The 22,305-nt window shown below is 67.6% G+C and carries 22 protein-coding genes; 9 read left to right on the top strand and 13 right to left on the bottom strand.

The window, feature by feature from the left end:
• Positions 1-2: 2 nt before the first annotated feature.
• Both DVU99_RS18355 and DVU99_RS18360 read right to left on the bottom strand, forming a co-directional pair.
• Positions 3-1,076 carry an HlyD family efflux transporter periplasmic adaptor subunit gene (locus DVU99_RS18355; protein WP_232823654.1) on the bottom strand — a complete coding sequence of 358 codons (1,074 nt, stop codon included), beginning with the start codon at positions 1,074-1,076 and terminating at the stop codon, positions 3-5.
• Between the two features lie 21 nt (positions 1,077-1,097).
• Positions 1,098-2,513 (bottom strand): efflux transporter outer membrane subunit, encoded by a 1,416-nt coding sequence (locus DVU99_RS18360; RefSeq protein ID WP_114241710.1) that lies wholly within the window; start codon positions 2,511-2,513, stop codon positions 1,098-1,100.
• 406 nt (positions 2,514-2,919) lie between these two features.
• Between DVU99_RS18360 and DVU99_RS18365 the strand changes: the two genes are divergently transcribed.
• Positions 2,920-3,273 (top strand): PepSY domain-containing protein, encoded by a 354-nt coding sequence (locus tag DVU99_RS18365; RefSeq protein WP_114241681.1) that lies wholly within the window; start codon positions 2,920-2,922, stop codon positions 3,271-3,273.
• Positions 3,274-3,394: 121 nt separating this feature from the next.
• On the opposite strand, the gene DVU99_RS18370 is transcribed toward DVU99_RS18365, so the two are convergent.
• Positions 3,395-3,793: an HU family DNA-binding protein gene (locus tag DVU99_RS18370; RefSeq protein ID WP_114241682.1), complete on the bottom strand. Its 399-nt coding sequence runs from the start codon at positions 3,791-3,793 to the stop codon at positions 3,395-3,397.
• 280 nt (positions 3,794-4,073) lie between these two features.
• On the opposite strand from DVU99_RS18370, the gene DVU99_RS18375 reads away from it, so the two are divergent.
• Positions 4,074-5,732 carry a M28 family metallopeptidase gene (locus DVU99_RS18375; RefSeq protein ID WP_114241683.1) on the top strand — a complete coding sequence of 553 codons (1,659 nt, stop codon included), beginning with the start codon at positions 4,074-4,076 and terminating at the stop codon, positions 5,730-5,732.
• Between the two features lie 237 nt (positions 5,733-5,969).
• Positions 5,970-6,227: a hypothetical protein gene (locus DVU99_RS18380; protein ID WP_114241684.1), complete on the top strand. Its 258-nt coding sequence runs from the start codon at positions 5,970-5,972 to the stop codon at positions 6,225-6,227.
• Positions 6,228-6,355: 128 nt separating this feature from the next.
• Here the strand turns inward: DVU99_RS18380 and recQ are convergent, their stop codons facing one another.
• Both recQ and DVU99_RS18390 read right to left on the bottom strand, forming a co-directional pair.
• Positions 6,356-8,170 (bottom strand): DNA helicase RecQ, encoded by a 1,815-nt coding sequence (recQ, locus tag DVU99_RS18385; RefSeq protein ID WP_114241685.1) that lies wholly within the window; start codon positions 8,168-8,170, stop codon positions 6,356-6,358.
• 141 nt (positions 8,171-8,311) lie between these two features.
• On the bottom strand, positions 8,312-8,656 hold the full coding sequence (locus DVU99_RS18390; protein ID WP_114241711.1) for an MGMT family protein: 345 nt from the start codon (positions 8,654-8,656) through the stop codon (positions 8,312-8,314).
• 76 nt (positions 8,657-8,732) lie between these two features.
• Here DVU99_RS18390 and DVU99_RS18395 point away from each other — a divergent pair, with 76 nt between their 5' ends.
• Positions 8,733-9,137: a hypothetical protein gene (locus DVU99_RS18395; RefSeq protein WP_114241686.1), complete on the top strand. Its 405-nt coding sequence runs from the start codon at positions 8,733-8,735 to the stop codon at positions 9,135-9,137.
• Between the two features lie 230 nt (positions 9,138-9,367).
• Here the strand turns inward: DVU99_RS18395 and DVU99_RS18400 are convergent, their stop codons facing one another.
• Positions 9,368-10,489, bottom strand: a complete 1,122-nt coding sequence (locus DVU99_RS18400) for an inorganic phosphate transporter (RefSeq protein WP_198670384.1) — start codon at positions 10,487-10,489, stop codon at positions 9,368-9,370.
• A 78-nt stretch (positions 10,490-10,567) separates the two neighbouring features.
• Positions 10,568-11,197 (bottom strand): DUF47 domain-containing protein, encoded by a 630-nt coding sequence (locus DVU99_RS18405; RefSeq protein WP_114241687.1) that lies wholly within the window; start codon positions 11,195-11,197, stop codon positions 10,568-10,570.
• A 188-nt stretch (positions 11,198-11,385) separates the two neighbouring features.
• Here DVU99_RS18405 and DVU99_RS18410 point away from each other — a divergent pair, with 188 nt between their 5' ends.
• A complete protein-coding gene (locus DVU99_RS18410) occupies positions 11,386-12,711 on the top strand; it encodes a hemolysin family protein (RefSeq protein WP_114241688.1) in 1,326 nt (441 codons plus the stop codon).
• Positions 12,712-12,815: 104 nt separating this feature from the next.
• On the opposite strand, the gene DVU99_RS18415 is transcribed toward DVU99_RS18410, so the two are convergent.
• Positions 12,816-13,583: an RNA methyltransferase gene (locus DVU99_RS18415; protein WP_114241689.1), complete on the bottom strand. Its 768-nt coding sequence runs from the start codon at positions 13,581-13,583 to the stop codon at positions 12,816-12,818.
• Positions 13,584-13,729: 146 nt separating this feature from the next.
• Here DVU99_RS18415 and DVU99_RS18420 point away from each other — a divergent pair, with 146 nt between their 5' ends.
• On the top strand, positions 13,730-14,533 hold the full coding sequence (locus DVU99_RS18420; RefSeq protein ID WP_114241690.1) for an inositol monophosphatase family protein: 804 nt from the start codon (positions 13,730-13,732) through the stop codon (positions 14,531-14,533).
• Positions 14,534-14,794: 261 nt separating this feature from the next.
• On the opposite strand, the gene hda is transcribed toward DVU99_RS18420, so the two are convergent.
• The 3 genes from hda to DVU99_RS18435 form a co-directional block, all read right to left on the bottom strand.
• Positions 14,795-15,496 carry a DnaA regulatory inactivator Hda gene (hda, locus tag DVU99_RS18425; protein WP_114241691.1) on the bottom strand — a complete coding sequence of 234 codons (702 nt, stop codon included), beginning with the start codon at positions 15,494-15,496 and terminating at the stop codon, positions 14,795-14,797.
• Positions 15,493-16,674 (bottom strand): AI-2E family transporter, encoded by a 1,182-nt coding sequence (locus DVU99_RS18430; RefSeq protein WP_114241692.1) that lies wholly within the window; start codon positions 16,672-16,674, stop codon positions 15,493-15,495. The genes hda and DVU99_RS18430 overlap by 4 nt, the downstream gene beginning before the upstream one ends.
• 98 nt (positions 16,675-16,772) lie before the next feature.
• A complete protein-coding gene (locus DVU99_RS18435) occupies positions 16,773-17,753 on the bottom strand; it encodes a DUF2066 domain-containing protein (protein WP_114241693.1) in 981 nt (326 codons plus the stop codon).
• A 159-nt stretch (positions 17,754-17,912) separates the two neighbouring features.
• On the opposite strand from DVU99_RS18435, the gene purM reads away from it, so the two are divergent.
• The 3 genes from purM to DVU99_RS18450 are packed head-to-tail and all read left to right on the top strand — an operon-like array spanning position 17,913 to position 20,386.
• Complete coding sequence (gene purM, locus DVU99_RS18440) at positions 17,913-18,941, top strand: phosphoribosylformylglycinamidine cyclo-ligase (RefSeq protein WP_114241694.1); 1,029 nt, start codon at positions 17,913-17,915, stop codon at positions 18,939-18,941.
• 4 nt (positions 18,942-18,945) lie between these two features.
• Positions 18,946-19,614, top strand: a complete 669-nt coding sequence (purN, locus tag DVU99_RS18445) for a phosphoribosylglycinamide formyltransferase (RefSeq protein WP_114241695.1) — start codon at positions 18,946-18,948, stop codon at positions 19,612-19,614.
• Positions 19,615-19,669: 55 nt separating this feature from the next.
• On the top strand, positions 19,670-20,386 hold the full coding sequence (locus DVU99_RS18450) for a DUF3108 domain-containing protein (protein WP_114241696.1): 717 nt from the start codon (positions 19,670-19,672) through the stop codon (positions 20,384-20,386).
• Between the two features lie 151 nt (positions 20,387-20,537).
• Here the strand turns inward: DVU99_RS18450 and murA are convergent, their stop codons facing one another.
• Together murA and DVU99_RS18460 are read right to left on the bottom strand one after the other, a co-directional pair.
• A complete protein-coding gene (gene murA / locus DVU99_RS18455) occupies positions 20,538-21,797 on the bottom strand; it encodes a UDP-N-acetylglucosamine 1-carboxyvinyltransferase (protein WP_114241697.1) in 1,260 nt (419 codons plus the stop codon).
• 45 nt (positions 21,798-21,842) lie between these two features.
• A complete protein-coding gene (locus DVU99_RS18460; RefSeq protein WP_114241698.1) occupies positions 21,843-22,082 on the bottom strand; it encodes a BolA family protein in 240 nt (79 codons plus the stop codon).
• Positions 22,083-22,305 lie beyond the last annotated feature (223 nt).

Raw genomic sequence — 22,305 nt, forward strand, 5'->3', positions numbered from 1 at the left:
GCTTACTCCGGCAGCCTGACTTCGAGCTGCGCCGGCCAGTCCTTGCCCGGATCGAGCTTGACCCAGGCCACGCCCGGCACGCCGGTCTTCACCTGCTTGAGGTGTTTCTGCAGCAGCTCGGTGGGAATCTGCGCCTTCACGCGGAACATCAGCTTCTGGCGCTCGCTGGCCGTTTCCACCGTCTTGGGCGTGAACTGCGCGGAGCTGGCCACGAACGAGACCTTGGCGGGGATCACCCACTGCGGCGCCGCGTCCAGGATGATGCGCACGTCGCTGCCCAGCGCCACCCGACCGGCCGCCGTCTCGGGCAGGAAGAACGTCATGTAGACGTCGGACAGGTCGAGCAGGTTGAGCACCTTGCCGCCCGAGCCCAGCACCTCGCCGGGCTGCGCCACGCGAAACTGGACACGCCCATCGCGCGGTGCCTTCAGGTCGCTGTCGGCGATGTCGGCATCGATGCGCGCTACCGTGGCCTGCGCCGCCTTCACTGAGGAACGCGCGCCCACCAGCTGCGCCTTGCTCGCCTCCACGGCCGCGTTCGCCGAGGCCAGCTGCGCCTTGGCCGCCGCCACCGTGGCCTGCATGCCGCGCACGCGGGCACGATCGTCATCCAGTTCCTGCTCCGACGAGGCACCCTCCTTCGCCAGCGTCTGCGAGCGCGACAGGCGACGCTGTGCATTGGACAGCTCGCTCTCGCGCTGGGCCACCTGCGCCTCGGCCGCCGCCACGTCGCTCTGGCGCAGCGCCACCTGCGCCTCACCCGCGGCCACCTGGTGCTCGGCCTGCTGCTCGCCCGCCACCGCCTCGGCGCGCTGCGCCTGCAGCACGTCGATCTGCATGCGCGCCAGCGTCTGGCCGGCCTTCACGAAGTCGCCTTCCTGCACCAGGATGTCCTGCACGCGCCCGGCCAGCTTGGTCGCGATGTCGATCTCGGTGGCCTCGATGCGGCCATTGCCGCTGGCGAAGCCTTCACCGGGACCGCTCGGGCGCAGCTTCTGCCAGGCGAACACGCCCAGCAGCACGGCCACCACCACGGCGGCCGCGATCATCAAGTTCTTCTTCAGGGCTGGACTCATGGCCATGGCGTTCGGCTTGCCTCACGGACCGGGGGTGGCCGCGTTCGGCGCGGCATCCGGAGCAGACACGCCGCCACCCAGCGCGGCATACAGGCTCACCTGGCTCGACAGCAGCGCGCGGCGCGCGCGCACCAGCTCCTGCTCGGCGGACAGCAGCGCACGCTGCGCATCGAGCACTTCCAGATAGGGCGTGGCGCCGTTGTCGTAGCGCAGCTTGGCCAGCCGCGCGCGTTCGGTCTGCGCATCCACCGCCTCGCGCTGGATGCGTACCTGCTCGCCGAGCCACTGCTTGGCCGACAACGCGTCGGCGACCTCGCGGAAGGCGTTCTGCACGGTGTTGTCGTAGTCGGCGACGGCGATGTCGCGACGCACTTCCGACAACTCCAGGTTGGCCTGCCGCCGGCCGGTATCGAATACCGGCAAGGTCACGCTAGGCACGAAGGTCCAGGCGCGACTGCCAGAGGCAAACAGGCCGTCGAGCTGCGCACTGGCGGTGCCGAAACTGGCAGTGAGCGCAATGCGTGGGAAGAAGTCCGCACGCGCCGCACCGATGTTCGCATTGGCCGCCCGCAGGCGGTATTCGGAGGCCTGGATGTCGGGCCGATCCGCCAGCAGTTCCGAAGGCAGGCCGGCCTGCAGAGGGGCGAACACGCTGGCATCGTCGAAACGCGTATTGTCCGGTGCCAGGTCCACCGGCGCCCCGACCAGCTGCGCCAGCGCATGTGCCTGCGTGGCGCGTTCCTGCTCCAGCTGCGCGCCCAGCGCCTGCGCCTGGGTCAGCAGGGTCTGCACGTCGGTCAACTCCAGCTTGGAGGCCGAGCCCACGTCGTGACGGCGACTGAAGATGCGATACGACTCCTGCCGCGTCGCAATCGTTTCGCGCGCCAGCGCCAGCCGCTCGTCCAGCTCGCGCAAGGCGAGATAGCTGTTGGCCACCTGGGCGATCAGCGCCAGGCGTACGGCACGCTGGGCAGCTTCGGTGGCGAAGTATTGCTGCAGGGCCGATTCCTTGAGGCTGCGCACGCGCCCCCACAGGTCCAGCTCCCAGCTGGTCATGCCGACGTAGAACTCGTAGTCGCTGCTGATCACCGGCTGCCCGGAGATGTTGAGGTCGCCAGGGACCTGGGCGCGCGTGCCCTGCGCGCCCAGGCCGATGGTCGGATACTGCTCGGAGCGCTGGATGCGATACGCCGCCCTCGCCTCCTGCACGCGCAGCATGGCCACGCGCAGGTCACGGTTGTTGTCCAGCGCCGTGGCAATCACCTGCTGCAGTTTGGGGTCGGTGAAGTAGTCGCGCCAGGCGATGTCCGCCGCGCGCGCACCGGCGCCGGGCTGGGTGTCGGCGGGCCAGCTATTGGGCACAGGCTGTGGCGGTGTCTGGTGCGGCGGCGCCATCGAGGCGCAGGCGGCCAGCAGCGTGACCAGGCTCACGGCCATCACGCGACCACCATGCAGTGGCACCCCATGTTTTGCCCACCGGCTGCGCAGGCCATTCGCCTGCCCCGGATCGCCTGCCTTTAACCTGGAAGTCCTGAGCACCGTATGCCCCTGTTGACCATGGACATGCCGACAGTGATATCAACAACGAGGCGGTACGACCATGACGTGCGACCGTGCCGCCCGTCAGCCGCGCTGCCCACCGGCACGATGTGAATCGGTTCAAGCAAGCCGGTTTTGACGGTACCGGCCTGATCGTGACGTTCATGTCACGACAGGCCTCGCACCGCGCCGCCTGAAAACAGGCCTCGCAAGCTGGAGCGAGGCCATCCACGAGGCCCGCTGTTCACCGGTAACTGTGTAAGCGCCAACACAGTTGCACACCCCTTCGGCAAGAGGCATCTCCATGAAGACGATCACCTCACTGGCGCTGGCCGCAGCTTTGGGTTTCGCCTGGGCGGCTTCCGCGCAGGACGCGCTGACCCAGCACCAGGTACAGGCATCACTGGAGCAACAGGGCTACCGCAAGGTCCACGACCTGGCTTTCCATGGTGGCGTTTGGACGGCCAAAGCACCCAGCGCCAATGGCCAGAACGTGGACGTGCGCGCCCAACTGTCCACCGAGGGCTATACCCGCGTGCACGACGTGGACTTCAAGGATGGCGTGTGGACCGCGAGGGCGGACAATCCCGCCGGCAAGGGCGTGGCCCTGCAGCTGGCCCCCGACACCGGAAGGGCGATCGGTGCCGACAGGCATTGAGGGCGGAGAGCGCATGGACGGCGGATGCGGGTGGCGCCGTCAGGGGAGGAACTCCCCGGAATCCGCCAGGTGCGGCGCGAACGCCGCACCTGGCGTGTGAAGCACTAGCGGAACGCAACGCTTAGACAGCGGCGTCCTTGAGCTTCTTCAGCGGGCGAACCTTGATCTTCACCGTGGCCGGCTTGGCAGCGAACCACTGCTCTTCCTTGGTGAAGGGGTTGATGCCCTTGCGCTTCGGCTTGGCCGGCACGCTGACGGCGGTGATCTTCAGCAGACCCGGCAGCGTGAAGTGGCCAGCGCCCTTCTTGTGCACCGAGTTGGTCACAGCGGCTTCGAGCGAGGCGAGCACCGCGCGCACGTCCTTGGCCACCACGCCGCTGGCTTCAGCGATATGGGCGACCAGGCCCGACTTGCTCAGTGCTTCCTTGATCGGCTTGTTCACGACTGCCTTGGCGGCGGTCTTCGGAGCTGCCTTCGGAGCGGCCTTCTTCTTTGCTGCTGCTTTCTGCGCCTTCGCCATACATTTCCCCGTGGTCATCGATAGTGACGGTATTTGGAATGCCTCTCGGCATGCGGAATGTATGGCATGCCAGCCCGCCTCGCCAAGCTGCAATACGGAAAAAATGCGGTTTTTTTGCACTTTGGGCCGCTTCGGGGTGAAAAAAGTCATGCCGGCCCCTTCGGAAAGGCTGTTTTTCAGGGGTTTGCGCCCCTGCCGACACCCCGCTACCTGGGAGCTATGGACCGACGGCGCCCGCGCTCTCTACTATCGAGGCTCGTTTCCCCGCTAGGTGCCGTCCATGAAGCGTTTGGCCTTATCCCTGCTCGCCCTGTCGGTATCGACGGCGCTGTTTGCCGCCGACACGACCACCCCGACCATCGATCCGCACCGCTTGTCGGACGAAGTCAAGACGCTGTCCTCCGACGCCTTTGAAGGCCGCGGACCTGCCACGGAAGGCGAAAGCAAGACCATCGACTACATGATTGCCCAGTTCAAGGCTGTAGGCCTGCAGCCTGGCGGCGACCTCAAGAACGGCAAGCGCGAATGGACCCAGGCCGTGCCGCTGCTGCAGTCGGACATTGCCGGCACGCCGGATCTCAGCTTCACCGTCGAGGGCAAAACCGAAAGCCTGACGCAGGGCAAGCAGATTGCCGTGCGCTCGGCACTGGACGGCTCCAAGGCGGTGTCGATCAAGGACGCCCCGCTGGTGTTCGTCGGCTATGGCGTCAAGGCGCCGGAGCGCAACTGGGACGACTTCAAGGGTGTGGACCTGCACGGCAAGATCGCCGTGGTGCTGATCAACGACCCGGACTTCGAGACCGGCGTAGGCGACTTCGGCGGCAAGGCCATGACCTACTACGGTCGCTGGACCTACAAGTACGAGGAGGCGGCACGCCAGGGCGCCGCCGGCATGCTGATCATCCACGAGACCGCGCCGGCCTCCTACGGCTGGGCCACCGTGGCCAATTCCAACACCAACACCCAGTTCGACGTGGTGCGCGACCATCCGTCCAGTGTGCACACGCCGGTGGAAGCCTGGATCCAGCGCGACGTGGCGGTGGACCTGTTCAAGGCCGCGGGCCTGGATTTCGAGGCCCTGAAGAAGCAGGCGCAGACGCGCGAGTTCAAGCCTGTGGTGCTGAAGGGCGAGACCTTCTCGGCGAACTACAAGATCAACTCCAAGGTGATCATCTCCCACAACATCGTGGGCCGCATCGAGGGCACCAAGCGCCCGAACGAGACGGTGATCTACAGCGCGCACTGGGACCACCTGGGCGTTGGCGCACCGGATGCCACCGGCGATCGCATCTACAACGGCGCGGTGGACAACGCCACCGGCACCGCCTCGCTGATCGAGCTGGCCCGCGCCTTCACCAGCGGTCCCAAGCCGGAACGTTCGGTGGTGTTCCTCAACGTCACCGCCGAGGAGAAGGGCCTGCTGGGTTCGGAGTACTACGCCTCCAAGCCGCTCTACCCGTTGGCCACCACGGTCGCGGTGATCAACATGGATGCGCTCGACCCGCACGGCCCGGCCCGCAACTTCACCATCTCCGGCAGCGCCAAGCTCGACCTGCTCGATGAGCTGACCGACACGGCCAAGAAGTGGAACCTGGTCTATTCGCCGGATCCGAAGCCGGAAGCCGGCCACTTCTTCCGCTCCGACCACTTCTCCTTCGCCAAGCGTGGCGTGCCGGCCATCTCGTTCGGCTCCGGCAACGACTGGGTGGACGGTGGCCTGGCCGCCGGCAAGGCCGCCGAGGACGAATACGTGGCCAAGCACTACCACCAGCCCTCCGACGAGTGGCAGGCCAGCTGGCCGTTCACCGGCATGGCACGCGACCTGCAAATCCTCTACACGCTCGGCTACGACCTGGCCAATTCGGACACCTGGCCGAACTGGAGCAAGGACTCGGAGTTCCGCGCCACCCGCGACGCCACCGCGACCCAGCGCAAGTAAGCACGGCCCACCTGAGGTGCAGGAAACGGCCCGCAGCTCTGCGGGCCGTTTTTTTTCGCCATGCGAACGGGTTTTTCACACCCCGCTGATTCAGATGACGCCCGCAACAGAACCGCAGCATGGCCGTCATCGCCGGGCCAGCCGGCAGCCATGGAATCGTCGCGATGGGATCACAGGGGAGTCATCTGCCGCGGGCAGGCTATGCACCATCCCCAGACAACACGCTGTAGCCCCTCCATGCTGGCGCAATACGTCTTCCCGTCGAAAGCAGGCCTGTTCCGCATCGTCCGCCACGGCCGCCAATGGCGCGCGCTGTGCGAGGAACAGGAAATCGGTCGTCACGAGACGCCGCAGGCCGCCCTGATCGCCACCCGCATCGCCTGTCCCCAGGCACGCCTGCCGGGCGACCTGGACCGCTGGCGCTTCATCCCGGAACTGGCCCTGGCCCACTCGCGCGTATCCGCGGAAGGCACACGCTGGCGCCTCGCCGGCTGAGCACTCTTCTCCCTCTCCCCCTCGGGGAGAGGGTCGGGTGCTCGCGCCGCCGCTTCAACCGAAGCGTGATTCGAACCAAGCTGGTCGCGAACGTGGCCCCTCTGGAGAGCGCGAGTAAGGCCCGTGCCTTACTCGTGCGCGTTGATCACCGCCAGGAAATCCCGGCCGTAGCGCTTGAGCTTCGCCTCGCCCACGCCGCTGATGGCCGCCAGCTCGTCCTCGGTCGAGGGCAAGGCGCGCAGCATCGCCAGCAGGGTGGCGTCATGGAAGATCACGTACGGCGGCACGCCATGCTGCTTGGCCAGCTGCGTGCGCAGCTTGCGCAGCTCGTCCCATAGCGGCTGCTCGTAGGCTTCCACGCCCAGGCTGCCACCGGTGACCAGCTGGCTGTCGCGCCGCTTGCGTGAAGCCCGCACCGGCCGCGCATCCTCGCGCAGCTGCACCGGGCGATTGCCTACCAGGACCTCGCGGCTGGCCTTGGTCAGGCGCAGCGTGCCGAAACCTTCGGCATCCGCCTCGAGCAGGCCCATCGCCAGCAACTGGCGGAACACCGAACGCCATTGCTTCTCGTCCATGTCCGCGCCGATGCCGAAGGTGGAGAGGCGATCGTGTCCCAGCTCGCTCATGCGCGAGCTGTCCTCGCCACGCAGGATGTCGATCACATGTCCCGAACCATAACGCTGGCCGCTGCGGTACACCGCCGACAATGCCTTCTGCGCGGGCACCGTGGCGTCCCATGTCCTGGGCGGCTCGATGCAGTTGTCGCAGCGTCCGCAAGGGCCGTGGAACGCTTCGCCGAATGCCGCCAGCAGCAGCTCGCGCCTGCACTGCGTGGCCTCGGCGTAGCCCAGCAGCGATTCGAGTTTCTGCCGCTCGATGCGCTTGCGCTCATCGGCCGACTCCGACTGCGCGATCATCTGGCTCATCGTCACCACGTCGGACAGGCCGTAGATCATCCAGGCATCGGCAGGCAGGCTGTCGCGCCCGGCACGACCGGTCTCCTGGTAATAGCCTTCCATGCTGCGCGGCAGGTCCAGGTGCGCCACGAAGCGCACGTCAGGCTTGTCGATGCCCATGCCGAAGGCCACCGTGGCCACCATCACCAGGCCGTCCTCGCGCAGGAAGCGCCGCTGGTGGGCGTTGCGCGTCGCTGCATCCAGGCCGGCGTGATACGGCAAGGCCTCGATGCCGGCCTCGGACAACCAGGCCGCCGTCTCATCCACCTTGCGGCGGCTGAGCGCGTAGACGATGCCGGTCTCGCCGCGCCGGCGCTCCAGGAAATCCAGCAACTGGCGACGCGCGTTGTGGCGCAGGCCCACCTGGTAGCGGATGTTCGGCCGGTCGAAGCTGGAGACGAACTGGCGCGCCTGCTCCAGCGCCAGCCGCTCGACGATCTCCTCGCGCGTGCGCTCGTCCGCCGTGGCGGTGAGCGCAATGCGCGGCACCTGCGGAAAGCGCTGGTGCAACACCATCAGCTCGCGGTATTCCGGACGGAAATCGTGGCCCCACTGCGAAACGCAATGCGCCTCGTCGATGGCAAACAGGGCCACTTCGGTACGTTCGAGCAGCCCGAGGAAACGCGGCGTAAGCAGGCGTTCGGGCGCCACGTAGAGCAGGTTCAGCTCACCGGCAAGCAGGCGCCGCTCGACCTCGCGCTGCTCCTCGGCACCCAGGCTCGAATTGAGATAGGCGGCCGACACGCCCGCCTCGCGCAGCGCGTCCACCTGGTCCTGCATCAGCGCGATCAGCGGCGACACCACGATACCGGTGCCCTGCCGCACCAGCGCCGGGATCTGGTAGCACAGCGACTTGCCGCCGCCCGTGGGCATGAGCACCAGTGCGTCGCCGCCTTCGATCAACTGCTCCACGATGGCCTGCTGCTGGCCGCGGAACTGGGTGTAGCCGAAAACGCTGTGGAGAATATCGAGGGGGGAGGAAGGCATCCGGAAATGCTAGCAAATGGGCCTGCCCCGCACAGAGCCCTGCAACTCCGGCACCTCGTGTAGGAGCGCACCCTGTGCGCGAATAGCATACGAAACAGCGATGCGCCCGTGGTCGCGCACAGGGTGCGCCATTGCGGGGAGCTAGCCCGGAAGCCCCCACAGCGCGCGATCCAGATCAGCATCGAGGCCGAAGCTGGCCAACGGCACGCGACCGTTGCGCACTTCCACGCCCTCGGCCTTCAGGCGCCGGCTCTGCTCGCGGAAACCCCGGCTACCGGGCGGGAAAGCGATCTGGCCACTGGAGCGCAACACGCGATACCAGGGCAACTCCATGCCCTCCGGCACCTCGCCCAGTGCGCGCCCCACCAGGCGCGCGCGCCCCGGCAGTCCGGCGCGCTGTGCGATGGCGCCATAGCTGGCCACGCGACCGCGGGGAATCGCTGCGATGGCAGCAAAAATGCGGGCTCGTGCTTCGTCGCGGTCCATGATCTTCAACAGGCTCTTTACACCGGATCGTGGCACAGTAGCGAGGCTACATCCGCCTGCCAAGGAGACCGCACCCATGCGCCATTTCGAAGCCGTGCGTTCCCATATCGGCAGCCTGCACGAGCTGCGCCACAACGACCCTTACCTGATCAGCTTCGATCTCACGCTGCCGCACGACCGCCACCAGGGCATCTACCTGGCGGAGTTGGAGGACGAAGCCGGGCGCCGCTACCTGCGCATCTCCACTCCGGTAGGCCCGCTGGCCGGCGCCGACCCACGCCGCTGCCTGCGCTTCAACTGGGAACAGCGTAAAGGCTTTCTCGCCGTGGCCGACCTGGACGGCTCGCCCTACCTGCACCTGTGCGAGAACCGCCCGTACGAGTTGCTGGATGCCGCCGAGCTCAAGCGCCTGATCGATGAACTGGGCTCGCTGGGCGACCAGCTGGAGCGCATCGTCGCCGCCGGCGGCGACGCGCTGTAAGCCACTTGGACGCCATGTAGGAGCGCACCCTGTGTGCGACCCGATCGGAGCAGGGACGAGGGGGCGCCAAGTCCGGCTAGCCGGGGCCAGCTTGCATGCCACGACGGAGGTGGGGCAGTCGCACCCACGCTACTCATCCGTCGCCCCTTGACGTTCCGCTGCGTGGGTCTTTCGCGCACAGAGCCTGCCCTGAACTCGATTCAGGCGCGTGCCCCCACTGGCGGCACGCCTTAGAACAGGCGCGCCAGGTGCACCATGCCGTAGGCCAGCAGGGCGGTGATCGGCAGGGTCAGTATCCATGCCCACACCATGCGCTCCACCACCGACCAGCGGATCGCGTTCCAGCGCTTGGCCGCGCCCACGCCCATGATCGAGGCGGACACGTTGTGCGTGGTCGACACCGGGATGCCGAATGCCGAGGCGGTGAGGATCACCGCCGCCGAGCTGCCCTCGGCCGCAAAGCCGTTGATCGGGTGCAGCTTGACCATCTTGTGGCCCAGCGTCTTGATGATGCGCCAGCCACCACCGGCCGTACCCGCTGCCATGGTCAGCGCGCACAGCACCGCCACCCACGAGGGCACGTCGAAACCACCGTCGCTGGAACCATGGATGCGCAGGAAGCCCAGCCACCACGGCAGGTGCTCGAACTGACCGGCCGTGGTGGCGCCGGCCAGCGCCAGCGCGATGATGCCCATGCTCTTCTGCGCGTCGTTCATGCCGTGGGCCAGGCCCATGGCGCTGGCCGAGGCGATCTGCGCCTTGCCGAAGAAGCTGTTGACGAAGGGCGTGCGGCCAAAGCGGCGCAGGAAACCCGTGCGGCTGGAGAACCAGCTGAGCAGGCCGTACAACGCGCCCATCAACAGGAAGCCGATGATGAAACCCATCAATGGCGAGATCACCATCGGTATCACCACCTTGGGCATCACGCCGTTGCCCTGCCACCAGTGCGCGCCCGGCTGCCACCAGATCACCGCGGAGAAATTGTTGGCGGAGGCGGCAATGGCGGCGCCCACCAGCGCGCCCACCAGCGCGTGGCTGGAACTGGACGGCAGGCCCAGCCACCAGGTGAGCAGGTTCCACGCCGTCGCGGCCAGCAGGGCGCAGATGAGTAGCTGCGGACCGGCGGCGATGATGTGCGTATCGATCAGGCCCGCTGCGATGGTCTTGGCCACCGCGGTGCCCCACAGCGCGCCGATCAGGTTGGTGATCGCGGCCAGCAGCACCGCCTGGCCGGGCGTGAGCACCTTGGTCGCCACCACCGTGGCAATCGAATTGGCGGTGTCGTGGAAGCCATTGATGTAGGTGAAGGCCAGCGCGATGAGCACGACGGCGATGGCGAGGCCGATGCTCATGCGCGCACCTCGCGCACGATGGCCGTGGCCCGGGAAGGGCCCGGACGACCCGAACGGAAAGAGGTCATCGGATCGGCCTCAGGAGTTCTTCAGCACGATCGAGTAGACGATGTTGCCCACATCGCGGCACTTGTCGATCGCCTTCTCCAGCAGCTCGAACAGGTCCTTGGCCAGCATGGCGCGCATGGCGTCATTGCCTTCCACGTACAGCGTGCGGTACGGCGAGAGCAGCATGCGGTCGCCTTCCGATTCCAGCGTCTGCAGGCGGTCCTGCAGCTTCTTCACCGGGTCGATGCGCAGGCCGCGGCGCAGCTCGCCGATCATTTCCGACACCACCGCCGTGGCGCGCTCCAGCACCAGCGCACGCGCGGCAAAGTCCACATTGGCCACGCGGTCGGCCACGATCTCGTAGCGCTCGGCGAATTTCTCGATGGTTTTGGGGATCTTGTAAAGCGCCGAATTCAGCGCCTCGATGTCCTCGCGGTCGAGCGCGGTGACGAAGGTGTTCACCAGCTCCTCACTGATCTGCCCGGCCAGCGCCTTCTCGCGGGCGCGTGCCGCGGCAAAGGCGGCCATCACCGGCGCGTGATCCTTGCGGGTGACCAGCTCATGCAGGGCCTTGGCGCTCTCGCGCGCCGCCTCGGCGCTCTGTTCGAGCAGGCCATAGAACTTGTCGCCTTTGCCGAAAATCGTTTGCAATGAAAACATGCGGTTATTGCCTGGGGATGCGGGGCTGAAATGACCGATATGTTACAGGACGCCCCTGCCGCACCGCATCACACCGGTCGAAGGGCCGCTGGCCGTCCCCTCCGGGTACCCCGCGTGCCCGCCAGACACCCTGCAGGCCTTACACTGCGTCTCATGTCCCCACGCGATCTCCCCCGCGAACGGCCGCCATGCTGACCGATATCGCGCTCGTCATCGTCCTCTCGCTGTTCAACGGCTTCTTCGCCCTGTCGGAGATGGCCCTGGTCGCCTCGCGCAAGACCCGCCTGAAGCAGATGGCGCGGACCAGCCGGCGCGCCCGCACCGCGCTGCGCAACGCCGAGGCCCCCGAGCGATTCCTGTCCACCGTGCAGGTGGGCATGACCCTGGTGATCCTGGTCACCGGCGCCCTGGCCGGCGATGCGCTCGGCGACCACATCGCCAACGCCATCCACGGCGGACGGGCCGCGTGGATGGAGCCCTATGCGCGGGTGATCGGCCTGGTACTGGGCTTCGTGCTGATCTCCTTCATCCAGATCGTGATCGGCGAGCTGGTACCCAAGCGGCTGGCCCTGGCCGCGCCCGAAGTCATCTCGGGCTACGTGTCGATGCCGATGATGGTGCTGTCGCGCGTCACGGCGCCGTTCGTGTGGCTGCTCAACTTCTGCAGCAGCGCCCTGCTGCGCCTGCTCAACATCAAGGGCCGCGGCAGCGACGTGGCCACGGAAGAGGAAATCCGCCTGCTGGTGGCCGAGAGCGCCGAGCACGGCGTGCTCGACCGCGACGAGCACAACATGGTCAACCGCGTGCTGCGCCTGGGCGACCGCACGGTGGACAGCGTGATGACCCCGCGCACGCGCATCGTGTGGCTGGATGCGGCGGCCAGTTACCAGGAAAACGCCGAGATCCTGCGCGGCACGCCCTATTCGCGCTACCCGGTCTACCGGGGCGGCGACGAGAGGGATGTGCTCGGCGTGGTCGAGGTGAAGCGGCTGCTGCGCGGCTACGCCGAGGGCAAGCCCAACGTGTTCGGCCAGCTGTCCAAGCCGCTCTACGTGCCCGCCACCGCCCGCGCACTGGACCTGCTGGAAGAATTCCGCGACGCTGAAACCCAGCTGGCCCTGGTGGTGGACGAATACGGCGACATCGTCGGGCTGGTCACGCTCAACGACCTGCTCGCCGCGATCGTCGGCGCCACCCAGTTGGGCGGCGGCGGCAAGGAGGAGAACCAGCTGATCGTGCCCCGCGCCGATGGCAGCTGGCTGATCGACGGCTCGCTCTCCATCGACGACCTGCGCGAGCTGTTGCAGGTCGACGCCCTGCCGGGCGAGGAGGAGCATGAATACCGCACCGCCGCCGGCATGGTGATGGCCGCCCTGGGCCATATCCCGCTGACCGGCGAGGTGTTCGAGTGGCGCGGCTTCCGCTTCGAGGTGGTGGACCTGGACGGCGCCCGCATCGACAAGCTGCTGGTCACCCGCAAGCCGCAGATCGATGTCGAGGAAGACGGGTTCTAGGCACCACACCCATCCACCTGTGGGAGCGTACCCTGTGCACGACCCGCCCGTACGGCGGCCTCGGACGGTACGCCAGTCGCGCACAGGGTGCGCTCCTACAAGCGTCAGTCCTTCTTGAGCTTGCCGTTGGCGATCGACGCCATGCGCTGCGCATCGGCGAAGATGCCGTGCATCACGCGCAGTTCCCGCTCGTCCGGCTGGGCGCGCTGGAACAGCTTGCGCAACCTCAGCATGATGGTGGTGGGCGCACGCCCCTTGTGGAAGTCGATGTCGTCGAGCATCTGCGACAGGTGCTCGAAGAAGCGCTCCATCTGCGCTGCATCGGCCGGCGGCTCGGCGTCCGCGCGCACCGGCGCGGCAACCTCGCCCAGCGAGGCGATGCGCAGTTCATAGGCCATCACCTGCACCGCCTGCGACAGGTTGAGCGAACTGAAATCGTCCACGCTGGGAATGCGCACCATGGCGTGGCAGCGGGCCAACTCCTCGTTCTCCAGGCCGGTGCGTTCGTTGCCGAACACCAACGCCACCTGCTCGCCACGGGCCGCCGCGGCCAGCGCGCGCTGCGCCGCCTCGCGCGGGGTGAGCTCTTCCAGGTCCACCCCGCGACGGCGCGCCGACAGGCCCAGCGCCAGGCTGGTGCCAGCCAGGGCGTCGACCAGGCCCTCGCTTACGGTGGCGTTTTCCAGCACCGCATCGGCGCCGGCGGCCAGCGCGGAAGCCTCGCGATCGGGGAACTTGTGGGGTGCGACCAGGGCCATGCGGTCGAAGCCCATGGTGCGGATCGCCCGGGCCGCGCTGCCGATGTTGCCGGGGTGCGAGGTGCGCACCAGCACGTAGCGGATGCGGGCGGCGAGGTCGGATTCAGCGGTCATTGGGGGTGAAAAACTCGTGCAAACGGGCGCAAAGCTTGGAAATTGTCGGCCCCGCTGTCAAACGCCCGGGCCGGACCGGCCTGAACAAAGGCGCCGGCTCTGCTAGACTTCCCGGCCGTAACCCCGCTCTTTTGAAAGCCGAAGCCATGCCAAGACCCACCGTCAATGTCGCGGTGCGCGCCGCGCGCTCCGCAGGAAACATCATCCTGCGTTACATGAACCGTATCGACGGGCTCAATGTCGTCGAGAAGCAACGCATGGACTTCGCCTCGGAAGTCGACCGCCTGGCCGAAGCCGAGATCGTCAAGGAACTCAAGCGCGCCTACCCGACGCATGCCTTCCTCGCCGAGGAAAGCGGCACCACCGGCAAGGGCCCGCTGGTGTGGGTGATCGATCCGCTGGACGGTACCCACAATTACCTGCGCGGCATCCCGCATTTCTGCGTATCGATCGCCCTGCTCGACAAGGGCGAGCCGATCTACGCGGTGGTGTTCGACCCGCTGCGCGACGAGCTGTTCACCGCCAGCAAGGGCGATGGCGCCTACCTCAATGACCGCCGCATCCGCGTCAGCAAGCGCGAGAACCTGGGCGGCGCCATGATCGCCACCGGCTTCCCCTACCGCCAGCGCTCGCACCTCGATGCCCAGTTGGACATGACCCGCGCCCTGCTCGGCCAGGCCGAGGACATCCGCCGCTCGGGTTCGGCCGCGCTCGACCTGGCCTATGTGGCGGCCGGCCGCTACGACGGCTTCTTCGAGATCGGCCTCAAGCCGTGGGACATGGCCGGCGGCGCCCTGCTGGTACGCGAGGCCGGCGGCCGCTATTGCGACTTCTCCGGCCGTGACGGCATCCCGGAGAGCGGCAACATCATCGCCGGCAACCTCAACGTGGCCCAGGCCATGGTCGATGCGATCAGCGCCAACGCCACGCCGCGCCTGCTGATGGCCTGAGCGGCCAGCCGCAGCGATGAAAAAAGGCGCCCTCGGGCGCCTTTTTTCTTGCCTGCAGGAGCGCACCCTGTGCGCGAAATCCCTACGGAGCAGGACGTTGAGGATCGAGGGGCCAGTGGTGGGGGCGCAAGCACCCACATCCGTCGCGGCATGCAGGCTGGCCCCAGGTGATCGAACTTGGCGCCCCCACTACCTGTCCCTCGCCCCTGCTTCGACCTGATCGCGCACAGGGTGCGCTCCTACAGAAGGGGCAGCGACCAGTCAGGCGCCGGGTTCCTCACGCAGGAATTCCCGCAGGAATGGCACCGTGATGCGCCGCTTGGCCGCCAGCGAGGCCTGGTCCAGCCGATCGAGCAGGTCGAGCAAGGCCCCCAGGTCGCGGGCATAGCGGTTGAACAGCCAGTCCAGCACGGTGTCGTCCAGCCCGATGCCCCGGTTGGCCGCCTGCTGGCGCAGCACGGCGCGGCGCTCGGCGTCGTCCAGCGGCTTGAGCAGTGCCTGCTGGCAGGCGCCCAGGCGCGAACGCAGGTCTGGCAGCCCCAGGCCCAGCTGCACCGGCAGTACTTCGGCGGCGAACAGCAGGGCGCCGCCCTCGGCCTTGGTCTGGTTGTAGACGTCGAACAGCGCGTGCTCGGCCTCGCGGTCGCCCGCGATCGAACCCAGGTCGTCCAGCGCCAGGAACTCGCTACCAGCCACGCCACGGATCGCCACGGCGCGGTCGCGCAGGCTGGCCAGCGGCAGGTATTGCACGGTACGGCCACCGGCGAATGCCGCCTGGCAGGCAGCCATCAACAGGTGGCTCTTGCCACTGCCGGACACGCCGGCCAGGTAGAGCCACGGCGTGCCGGGGGCATGCGCCAACTGCTCGACGGCGGCCACCGTGGCGGCGTTGGAGCCGGGGTGGAAATGTTCAAAGCGCTGGCGGCGAGGCCAACGCAGGGCAAGCGGCAACTGCGGAATCATGTAGGGGGTACTGCATCCTTCGGATCGTCATGGCGGCCCACGACCGTGCTGGTTTCCACCGTGCCCTGCGGCGTGTCGACGACCACGTCCACCTCGGCGAGTACGGGATCACCCGCGCCCTCCTCGTTGTACAGGCTGCTCTGGCGGTAACGCTCGGTAAGGTACCGCAACAGCACCAGGATCACCGAGGCCGCCGGCAACGCCAGCAGCACGCCAAGGAAGCCGAACAGGTAACCGCCTGCCAGCACGGCAAAAATCACCGCGACCGGGTGCAGGCCGATCTTCTCGCCCACCAGCCGCGGCACCAGCACGTAGCCTTCCAGCAACTGCCCGGCGGTGAAGATGCCCACCACGATCAGCAGGTGGCTCCAGTCGCCGTACTGCACCAGGGCCGCGATCAGCGCCGAGCCGAAACCGACGATGAAGCCGAGATAGGGCACGAAGCTGAGCAGGCCGGCGACCATACCGATCAGCGGGCCAACCGACAATCCCATCAAGGTCAGCGCCCCCCCGTAGAAGATGCCCAGCGCCAGCATCACCGCCAGCTGGCCGCGCACGAAGGCGCCCAGCACGCTGTCGGCCTCCCGCGCCAGGTGGGCCACCGTGGGCTCCACCGAGCGCGGCAGGATGCCGTCGATCCAGGCGACCAGGCGGTCCCAGTCGCGCAGCAGGTAGAACGCCACCACCGGGATCAGCACCAGGTTGGTGAGCCAGGCGATCACGCCGACGCTGGAGCGGGAGATCTTGCCCAGCAGGGTCGATGCCGCGTCGCCGATCGAGCCCAGGTGCGCCTTGAGCTGTTCCATCAGCCGGTCGGTGTCGAATGCGCGCGGATCCAGGTGCAGCTTGGCCTGCAGCCACGGCAACGCAGTGTTGCGGGTCCAGTCCACGTAGCGCGGCACGTTCTGCACCAGGTTGTCGATCTGGCGCGAGATCAGCGGGATCAGCAGCAGCAGCGCACCCACGGCAAGCAACAGCAGCACGATGAACACGATGCTCACCGCCAGCGTGCGCCCCATGCCGACCCGCTGCAGCCGGTCGGCCAGCGGGTCGCCCAGGTAGGCCAGCATCGCCGCGAAGACGAACGGCATCAGTACCGGCGCCAGCAGCCAGAACACGTAGAAGATGGCCGCGGTGATCGCAAGCATCTGCCAGCGGCGGGAGGTGTCATGAGTCATCGGCATGGCTCATACGGTGGATGGGTCAGTGTGAGCGATGCGTCCAAAGGCCGCCAGCGCCCCGCCAGGGAGGCGCGGCGGGCTGGCCATGGAAGCGGTCAGTGGACCCAGCGCAGGCTGGCGTCGGCATCGCTGTGTGTATCGCCGCGCAGCAGGCGGCCGCCGGCGGCGAGGCTGTTGGCCAGCGCATCCATCGGCAGACTGGCCTTCACTGCCAGCAGCATGCCGTCGCCCTGTGCACTGAGCATGGAGACCTGGCGAATATTGGGATCGGCGCGCAGCACGCCCAGCAGATTGGCATAGTCCATCGCCGAATTGACCTCGGAGATCCACAGCTTGCCGTCGACCGTGGCCGAACCGATCACGTTCAGCTGCTTGCCCAGGCGATCGGCCAACCCGTTGCCAGCGTCGGTGAACACCGCCTGGGAGTTGGCGCCATTACTGGTCCAGCGCTGCTGCGGGCCACCGGAGACCAGCATCCAGTCGGCACTGCTGCCATGGACCTGGCCCAGCAGGATCAGGCCGGTCTTGTATTGCCGGGCCACGGCGGCGAGCTGGTCGGGTTCGGCACTGGCCAGGCTGGGCGTATCGCCGGTCTTCACCGGATCGGCCAGCACGGTGCTGTAGCCCCGCGCGGCAACCGCCTGGGCAAGCGGCGCCAGGGCGTCGCGGTTCATCACGCTGCCATCCTCATCGCGCACCAGCAGCAGCACGGGCGGCCGGGGCCCGGTGCTGGCCACGCCCAGCTGGGTGACGGTGCGCTGCACCGCGGCCTGGTCGAAGGTGACCTGCAGGCTCAGCCCGGTAGTGGCGCGCTGGTACTGGTACTGCTGCACGATGCCGGCCGCGCTCTTCAGCGCATCGGCATAGCCCGGCTTGTTGCTGAGGTCCTGTCCGCCGGCAGTGCGTGCCAGCACCTGGGCCAGTGCGTCGGCGAAGGCGCTGTCGCGGGCCGCGTCGCTGGTGTCGGCTACCGAGACCACTACGGTGTAGGGCGACACCTGGCCCTGGGCGTGCACGGACAACAGCGGGGCAAACCCCAGCATGAAACAGACGAGCAGGAGGCGGGACAGGCGCATGGGGAGCGATATCCGGAGGGAAACGCCGGAAGTCTGCCCAATCCGGCTTCCAGCGTCCATCGAAGCGGTCCCGCTTCCACAGTCCGGGCTGGCTTGGCCTCAGGCAGGCGGGCCGCTGGGCTGCTACACTTTGGCGTTTCTTCCCGCCGGGTTTCCCCCATGTCCGACGCCCTCACCTACCGCGCCGCAGGCGTTGATATCGATGCCGGCAATGCCGTGGTCGAACGCATCAAGCCGCTGGTCAAGCGCACCTCCCGTCCCGAAGTGAGGGGCGGCCTGGGCGGCTTCGGCGGCCTGTTCGATCTCTCCGGCAAGTACAAGGAGCCGGTGCTGGTGTCCGGCACCGACGGCGTGGGCACCAAGCTCAAGCTCGCCCAGCAGCTGGGCCGCCACGACACCATCGGCATCGACCTGGTCGGCATGTGCGTCAACGACGTGCTGGTGCAGGGCGCCGAGCCGCTGTTCTTCCTCGACTACTTCGCCACCGGCAAGCTGGACGTGGACACCACCGTGGCCGTGGTCGGCGGCATCGCCAAGGGCTGCGAGCTGGCCGGCTGCGCACTGATCGGCGGCGAGACGGCTGAAATGCCGGACATGTATCCGCCGGGCGAGTACGACCTCGGCGGCTTCACGGTCGGCGCGGTGGAGAAGTCCCAGCTGCTCAGCGGCGAGGCCATCGTGGCCGGCGACGTGATCCTGGGCGTGGCCTCCTCCGGCCCGCATTCCAACGGCTACTCGCTGATCCGCAAGATCCTCGAGCGCGCCGGCAACCCGCTGGATCTCGAGGTCGGCGGCGTGAAGCTGGGCGACGCCCTGATGGCGCCGACCACCATCTACGTCAAGCCGATGCTGGACCTGCTCAAGTCGGGCACCGTCCACGGCATGGCCCACATCACCGGTGGCGGCCTGAAGGAAAACATCATCCGCGTGGTGCCGGACGGCCTGGGCATCCACTTGGACGCCGCCGCCATCGTGCTGCCGCCGGTGTTCGAGTGGCTGATGCGCGAAGGCAATGTGGCGCGCGAGGAAATGTGGCGCACCTTCAACTGCGGCGTCGGTTTCACCGTGATCCTGCCGCGTGACGCGGTCGGCGCTGCCACCGCCCTGCTGGCCAAGCATGGCCTGGCCAGCTCGGTGATCGGCGAGATCGTGCCCGCCCAGGGCGACGAGCGCGTCCACATCGGCTGAGCCCGTGTCTTCGCCGCGTCTTCGCGTTGCCGTGCTCGCTTCTGGGCGCGGCAGCAACCTGCAGGCACTGATCGCTGCCCGCGACGCCGGCCAGTTGCCGGTGGACTTCGTCCTGGTCGGCAGCGACAAGGCCGGCGCGGGCGCGCTGGACCTGGCCCGTGACGCCGGCATCCCGACCTTCACGCTCAACCCCAAGGATTTCCCCAGCCGCCAGGCCTACGACTTCGAGCTGTTCCGGCGGCTCGATGCCAGCGGCGCGGACATGCTGGTGCTGGCCGGCTTCATGCGCATCATCGATGGCGAAGCGCTCAAGCCGTGGGTGGGGCGCATGGTCAACATCCACCCTTCCCTGCTGCCCAAGTACCGCGGACTGCACACGCACCGCCGGGCCCTGGAGGCAGGCGACGCCGAGCACGGCGCCAGCGTGCACTACGTGACGGCCGAACTCGACGGCGGCCCGGTGATCGCCCAGGCGCGCATCGCGATCCAGCCCGGCGACGACGAACACGCGCTGGCGCAACGGTTGCTGGCCCATGAGCACCAACTTCTGCCTGCCGTGCTGCGCCTGGTCGCGGCCCAGCGACTGGCGCTGCTGCCTCCCGATGGCGTGGCGCTGGACGGTCGCGCCCTGGCTGCCCCGCTGCAACTGCGCAACGGCGAACTGGTTGACTGAGCCGCGCGCGGCTCTCTACAAGTCGTTCAGGATGACCACGTAGACTGCGGTCCCCATGACCCAGTCCACCACCCTCCGCCTTTTCGCTGCCGGCCTCGCGCTGGCCTTGTCCACCACCGCCGCCCTCGCGGCCACCGCGCCAACCCCGTTCACCGCCACCTACCAGGTGTCGCAGGGGGGCCAGGTGATCGGCCAGGCCGTGGTCACGCTCAAGCCCGCCGGCAATGGCCAGTGGGAATACAGCAACCAGACCAAGGGCACCGCCGGCCTCGCCGCCGCGCTCGGCGCCAATTCGTCGGAAACCACCCGGTTCCGCTGGAACGAAGGCGCGCCGGAAACTGTCAGCTACAACTACAGCATGGACGCCGGCTTCAAGACCAAGCAGCGCCATACCGAGGTGAACTGGAGCACTGGGCAGGTCACCGTGGACGAGGGCAAGGGCCCGATGACCTACGCCAGTGCGCCGGGCATGGTCGACCGCAACACCACGCCCTACGCCATCGGCCTCGCGCTGCACGCCGGCAAGCAGTCCGTGTCGCTGCCGGTGGCAGTGAAGCGCAACGTCGAGACGCAGGAATTCAAGGTCGCCAGCAAAGAGGCTGTGAAGGTGCCGGCCGGCAGCTTCCAGGCCGAGCGCGTGGTGCGCAGCAACGACGACAACGCCTTCAGCGCCTGGTACGCACCGCAGAAGTACCTGGTACCGGTGAAGCTGGCGCAAAGCGACGGCGGCAACCTGACCCTGGAGCTGGTGAGCTACAAGAGCGGCAACTAACACCCTTCCGTGTAGCAGCGCCCCCTGTGCGCGAAAAGCCTAGGAAGAGGAAACGTTGGGGCGCCGCGATCGCGCACAGGGTGCGCTCCTACAAGGCACGAATGAAAAAGGCCGCTGACGCGGCCTCTTCGTGTGCTGCTGAAGGCGCCGCTTACGACGGCAGGCGACGGATCTTCGCGCCCAGCGTGCCCAGCTTTTCCTCGATGTTCTCGTAGCCGCGGTCGATGTGATACACGCGGTCCACCGTGGTGTCGCCCTCGGCCACCAGGCCGGCCAGCACCAGGCACGCCGAGGCGCGCAGGTCAGTGGCCATGATCGGCGCGCCGCTCATCTTCTCCACGCCCTTGATGATCGCGGTATTGCCTTCCAGGCGGATGTCCGCGCCCAGGCGCTGCAGTTCCAGCGCGTGCATGAAGCGGTTCTCGAACACGGTCTCGGTGATCACGCCCACGCCCTCGGCCACGCAGTTGAGCGCGGTGAACTGCGCCTGCATGTCGGTGGGGAACGCCGGGTACGGCGCCGTGGTGATGTTCACCGCCTTGGGACGGCGGCCACGCATGTCCAGCTCGATCCAGTCGGCGCCGGTGGAGATCTGCGCACCGGCCTCCTCCAGCTTGCACAGCACCGCGTCCAGCGTGTCGGCGCGCGCATTGCGTGCACGCACCTTGCCGCCGGTCATGGCGGCGCCGACCAGGAAAGTCCCGGTCTCGATGCGGTCCGGCAGCACCTCGTACTCGGCGCCATGCAGGCGCTCCACGCCGTGGATGGTGAGCGTTGAGGTGCCGGCGCCTTCGATCTGCGCGCCCATGGCGATCAGGCAGTGCGCCAGGTCGACCACTTCCGGCTCCTGTGCGGCGTTCTCGATGATGGTGGTGCCCTGCGCCAGCGCGGCGGCCATCATGATGTTCTCGGTACCGGTCACGGTGACCATGTCCATCGCGATGTGCGCGCCCTTCAGGCGCTTGGCCTTGGCCTTGATGTAGCCGTTCTCCACCAGCACCTCGGCGCCCAGCGCCTGCAGGCCGCGGATGTGCTGGTCGACCGGACGCGAGCCGATCGCGCAGCCGCCCGGCAGCGACACCTCGGCCTCGCCGAAGCGCGCCACCAGCGGGCCCAGCACCAGGATCGACGCACGCATGGTGCGCACCAGGTCGTAGGGCGCGAAGTAGCGATCGGTCGAGCGCGGGTCGACGTGCATCTTCATGCGGTCGTCCAGCACCAGCTGGGTACCCATCTGGCCCAGCAGCTCGATGAAGGTGGTGACGTCGTGCAGGTGGGGCACGTTGCTGATCGCCACCGGCTCGTCGGCCAGCAGGCAGGAAGCGAGGATCGGCAACACGGCGTTCTTGGCGCCGGAAATACCTACTTCACCGTGGAGCGGCTCGCCGCCACTGATGAGGATCTTGGCCATCGAAAGTCCTTGCGAAAGTCGTGCTCGGGAGTCGCCGTGCAGCCCTCAACGGCGCGCGGCGGCCTCCTGGGGGGTGAGGGTCTTCAGCGCCAGCGCGTGGATCGCACCGCCCATGAGATCCCCCAGCGTGGCGTAAACCAGGCGGTGCCGCGCCAACGGCAGCTTGCCGGCGAACTGCTCGGCCACCACTTCAGCCTCGAAGTGCACGCCGTCGTCGCCGCTCACGGCCGCCTGGGCACCGGGCAGGCCTTGTTCGATCATTGCCTGGATGGTGGCAGCGTCCATGGGTATTCCAGTTGCAGTAAGGGGTCGGTGTGCCGATCCGGAAACGATCCGGACCCAATGGCACCGACTATGACGTTAAAATGCGAATATGCCATGTTAATGGAAAACCTCTGTCGCAGAAACGACACGTGTAGGAGGAGGCGTGGCCCGACAGGTCCATGACGCCACCCAGCCCGATGATTTAACGGAATATTCCCGACCACACCCGCTATTCAGGGTCATG

The sequence above is a fragment of the Dyella sp. C9 genome (assembly GCF_003332825.1).
Taxonomy (GTDB): domain Bacteria; phylum Pseudomonadota; class Gammaproteobacteria; order Xanthomonadales; family Rhodanobacteraceae; genus Dyella.

What these genes read in the sequence shown, in the direction of transcription:
- DVU99_RS18355 (WP_232823654.1), bottom strand. Translation starts at nt 1,076, where the DNA reads ATGAGTCCAGCCCTGAAGAAGAACTTGATGATCGCGGCCGCCGTGGTG.
- DVU99_RS18360 (WP_114241710.1), bottom strand. Translation starts at nt 2,513, where the DNA reads ATGGCCGTGAGCCTGGTCACGCTGCTGGCCGCCTGCGCCTCGATGGCG.
- DVU99_RS18365 (WP_114241681.1), top strand. Translation starts at nt 2,920, where the DNA reads ATGAAGACGATCACCTCACTGGCGCTGGCCGCAGCTTTGGGTTTCGCC.
- DVU99_RS18370 (WP_114241682.1), bottom strand. Translation starts at nt 3,793, where the DNA reads ATGGCGAAGGCGCAGAAAGCAGCAGCAAAGAAGAAGGCCGCTCCGAAG.
- DVU99_RS18375 (WP_114241683.1), top strand. Translation starts at nt 4,074, where the DNA reads ATGAAGCGTTTGGCCTTATCCCTGCTCGCCCTGTCGGTATCGACGGCG.
- DVU99_RS18380 (WP_114241684.1), top strand. Translation starts at nt 5,970, where the DNA reads ATGCTGGCGCAATACGTCTTCCCGTCGAAAGCAGGCCTGTTCCGCATC.
- recQ (WP_114241685.1), bottom strand. Translation starts at nt 8,170, where the DNA reads ATGCCTTCCTCCCCCCTCGATATTCTCCACAGCGTTTTCGGCTACACC.
- DVU99_RS18390 (WP_114241711.1), bottom strand. Translation starts at nt 8,656, where the DNA reads ATGGACCGCGACGAAGCACGAGCCCGCATTTTTGCTGCCATCGCAGCG.
- DVU99_RS18395 (WP_114241686.1), top strand. Translation starts at nt 8,733, where the DNA reads ATGCGCCATTTCGAAGCCGTGCGTTCCCATATCGGCAGCCTGCACGAG.
- DVU99_RS18400 (WP_198670384.1), bottom strand. Translation starts at nt 10,489, where the DNA reads ATGAGCATCGGCCTCGCCATCGCCGTCGTGCTCATCGCGCTGGCCTTC.
- DVU99_RS18405 (WP_114241687.1), bottom strand. Translation starts at nt 11,197, where the DNA reads ATGTTTTCATTGCAAACGATTTTCGGCAAAGGCGACAAGTTCTATGGC.
- DVU99_RS18410 (WP_114241688.1), top strand. Translation starts at nt 11,386, where the DNA reads ATGCTGACCGATATCGCGCTCGTCATCGTCCTCTCGCTGTTCAACGGC.
- DVU99_RS18415 (WP_114241689.1), bottom strand. Translation starts at nt 13,583, where the DNA reads ATGACCGCTGAATCCGACCTCGCCGCCCGCATCCGCTACGTGCTGGTG.
- DVU99_RS18420 (WP_114241690.1), top strand. Translation starts at nt 13,730, where the DNA reads ATGCCAAGACCCACCGTCAATGTCGCGGTGCGCGCCGCGCGCTCCGCA.
- hda (WP_114241691.1), bottom strand. Translation starts at nt 15,496, where the DNA reads ATGATTCCGCAGTTGCCGCTTGCCCTGCGTTGGCCTCGCCGCCAGCGC.
- DVU99_RS18430 (WP_114241692.1), bottom strand. Translation starts at nt 16,674, where the DNA reads ATGACTCATGACACCTCCCGCCGCTGGCAGATGCTTGCGATCACCGCG.
- DVU99_RS18435 (WP_114241693.1), bottom strand. Translation starts at nt 17,753, where the DNA reads ATGCGCCTGTCCCGCCTCCTGCTCGTCTGTTTCATGCTGGGGTTTGCC.
- purM (WP_114241694.1), top strand. Translation starts at nt 17,913, where the DNA reads ATGTCCGACGCCCTCACCTACCGCGCCGCAGGCGTTGATATCGATGCC.
- DVU99_RS18450 (WP_114241696.1), top strand. Translation starts at nt 19,670, where the DNA reads ATGACCCAGTCCACCACCCTCCGCCTTTTCGCTGCCGGCCTCGCGCTG.
- murA (WP_114241697.1), bottom strand. Translation starts at nt 21,797, where the DNA reads ATGGCCAAGATCCTCATCAGTGGCGGCGAGCCGCTCCACGGTGAAGTA.
- DVU99_RS18460 (WP_114241698.1), bottom strand. Translation starts at nt 22,082, where the DNA reads ATGGACGCTGCCACCATCCAGGCAATGATCGAACAAGGCCTGCCCGGT.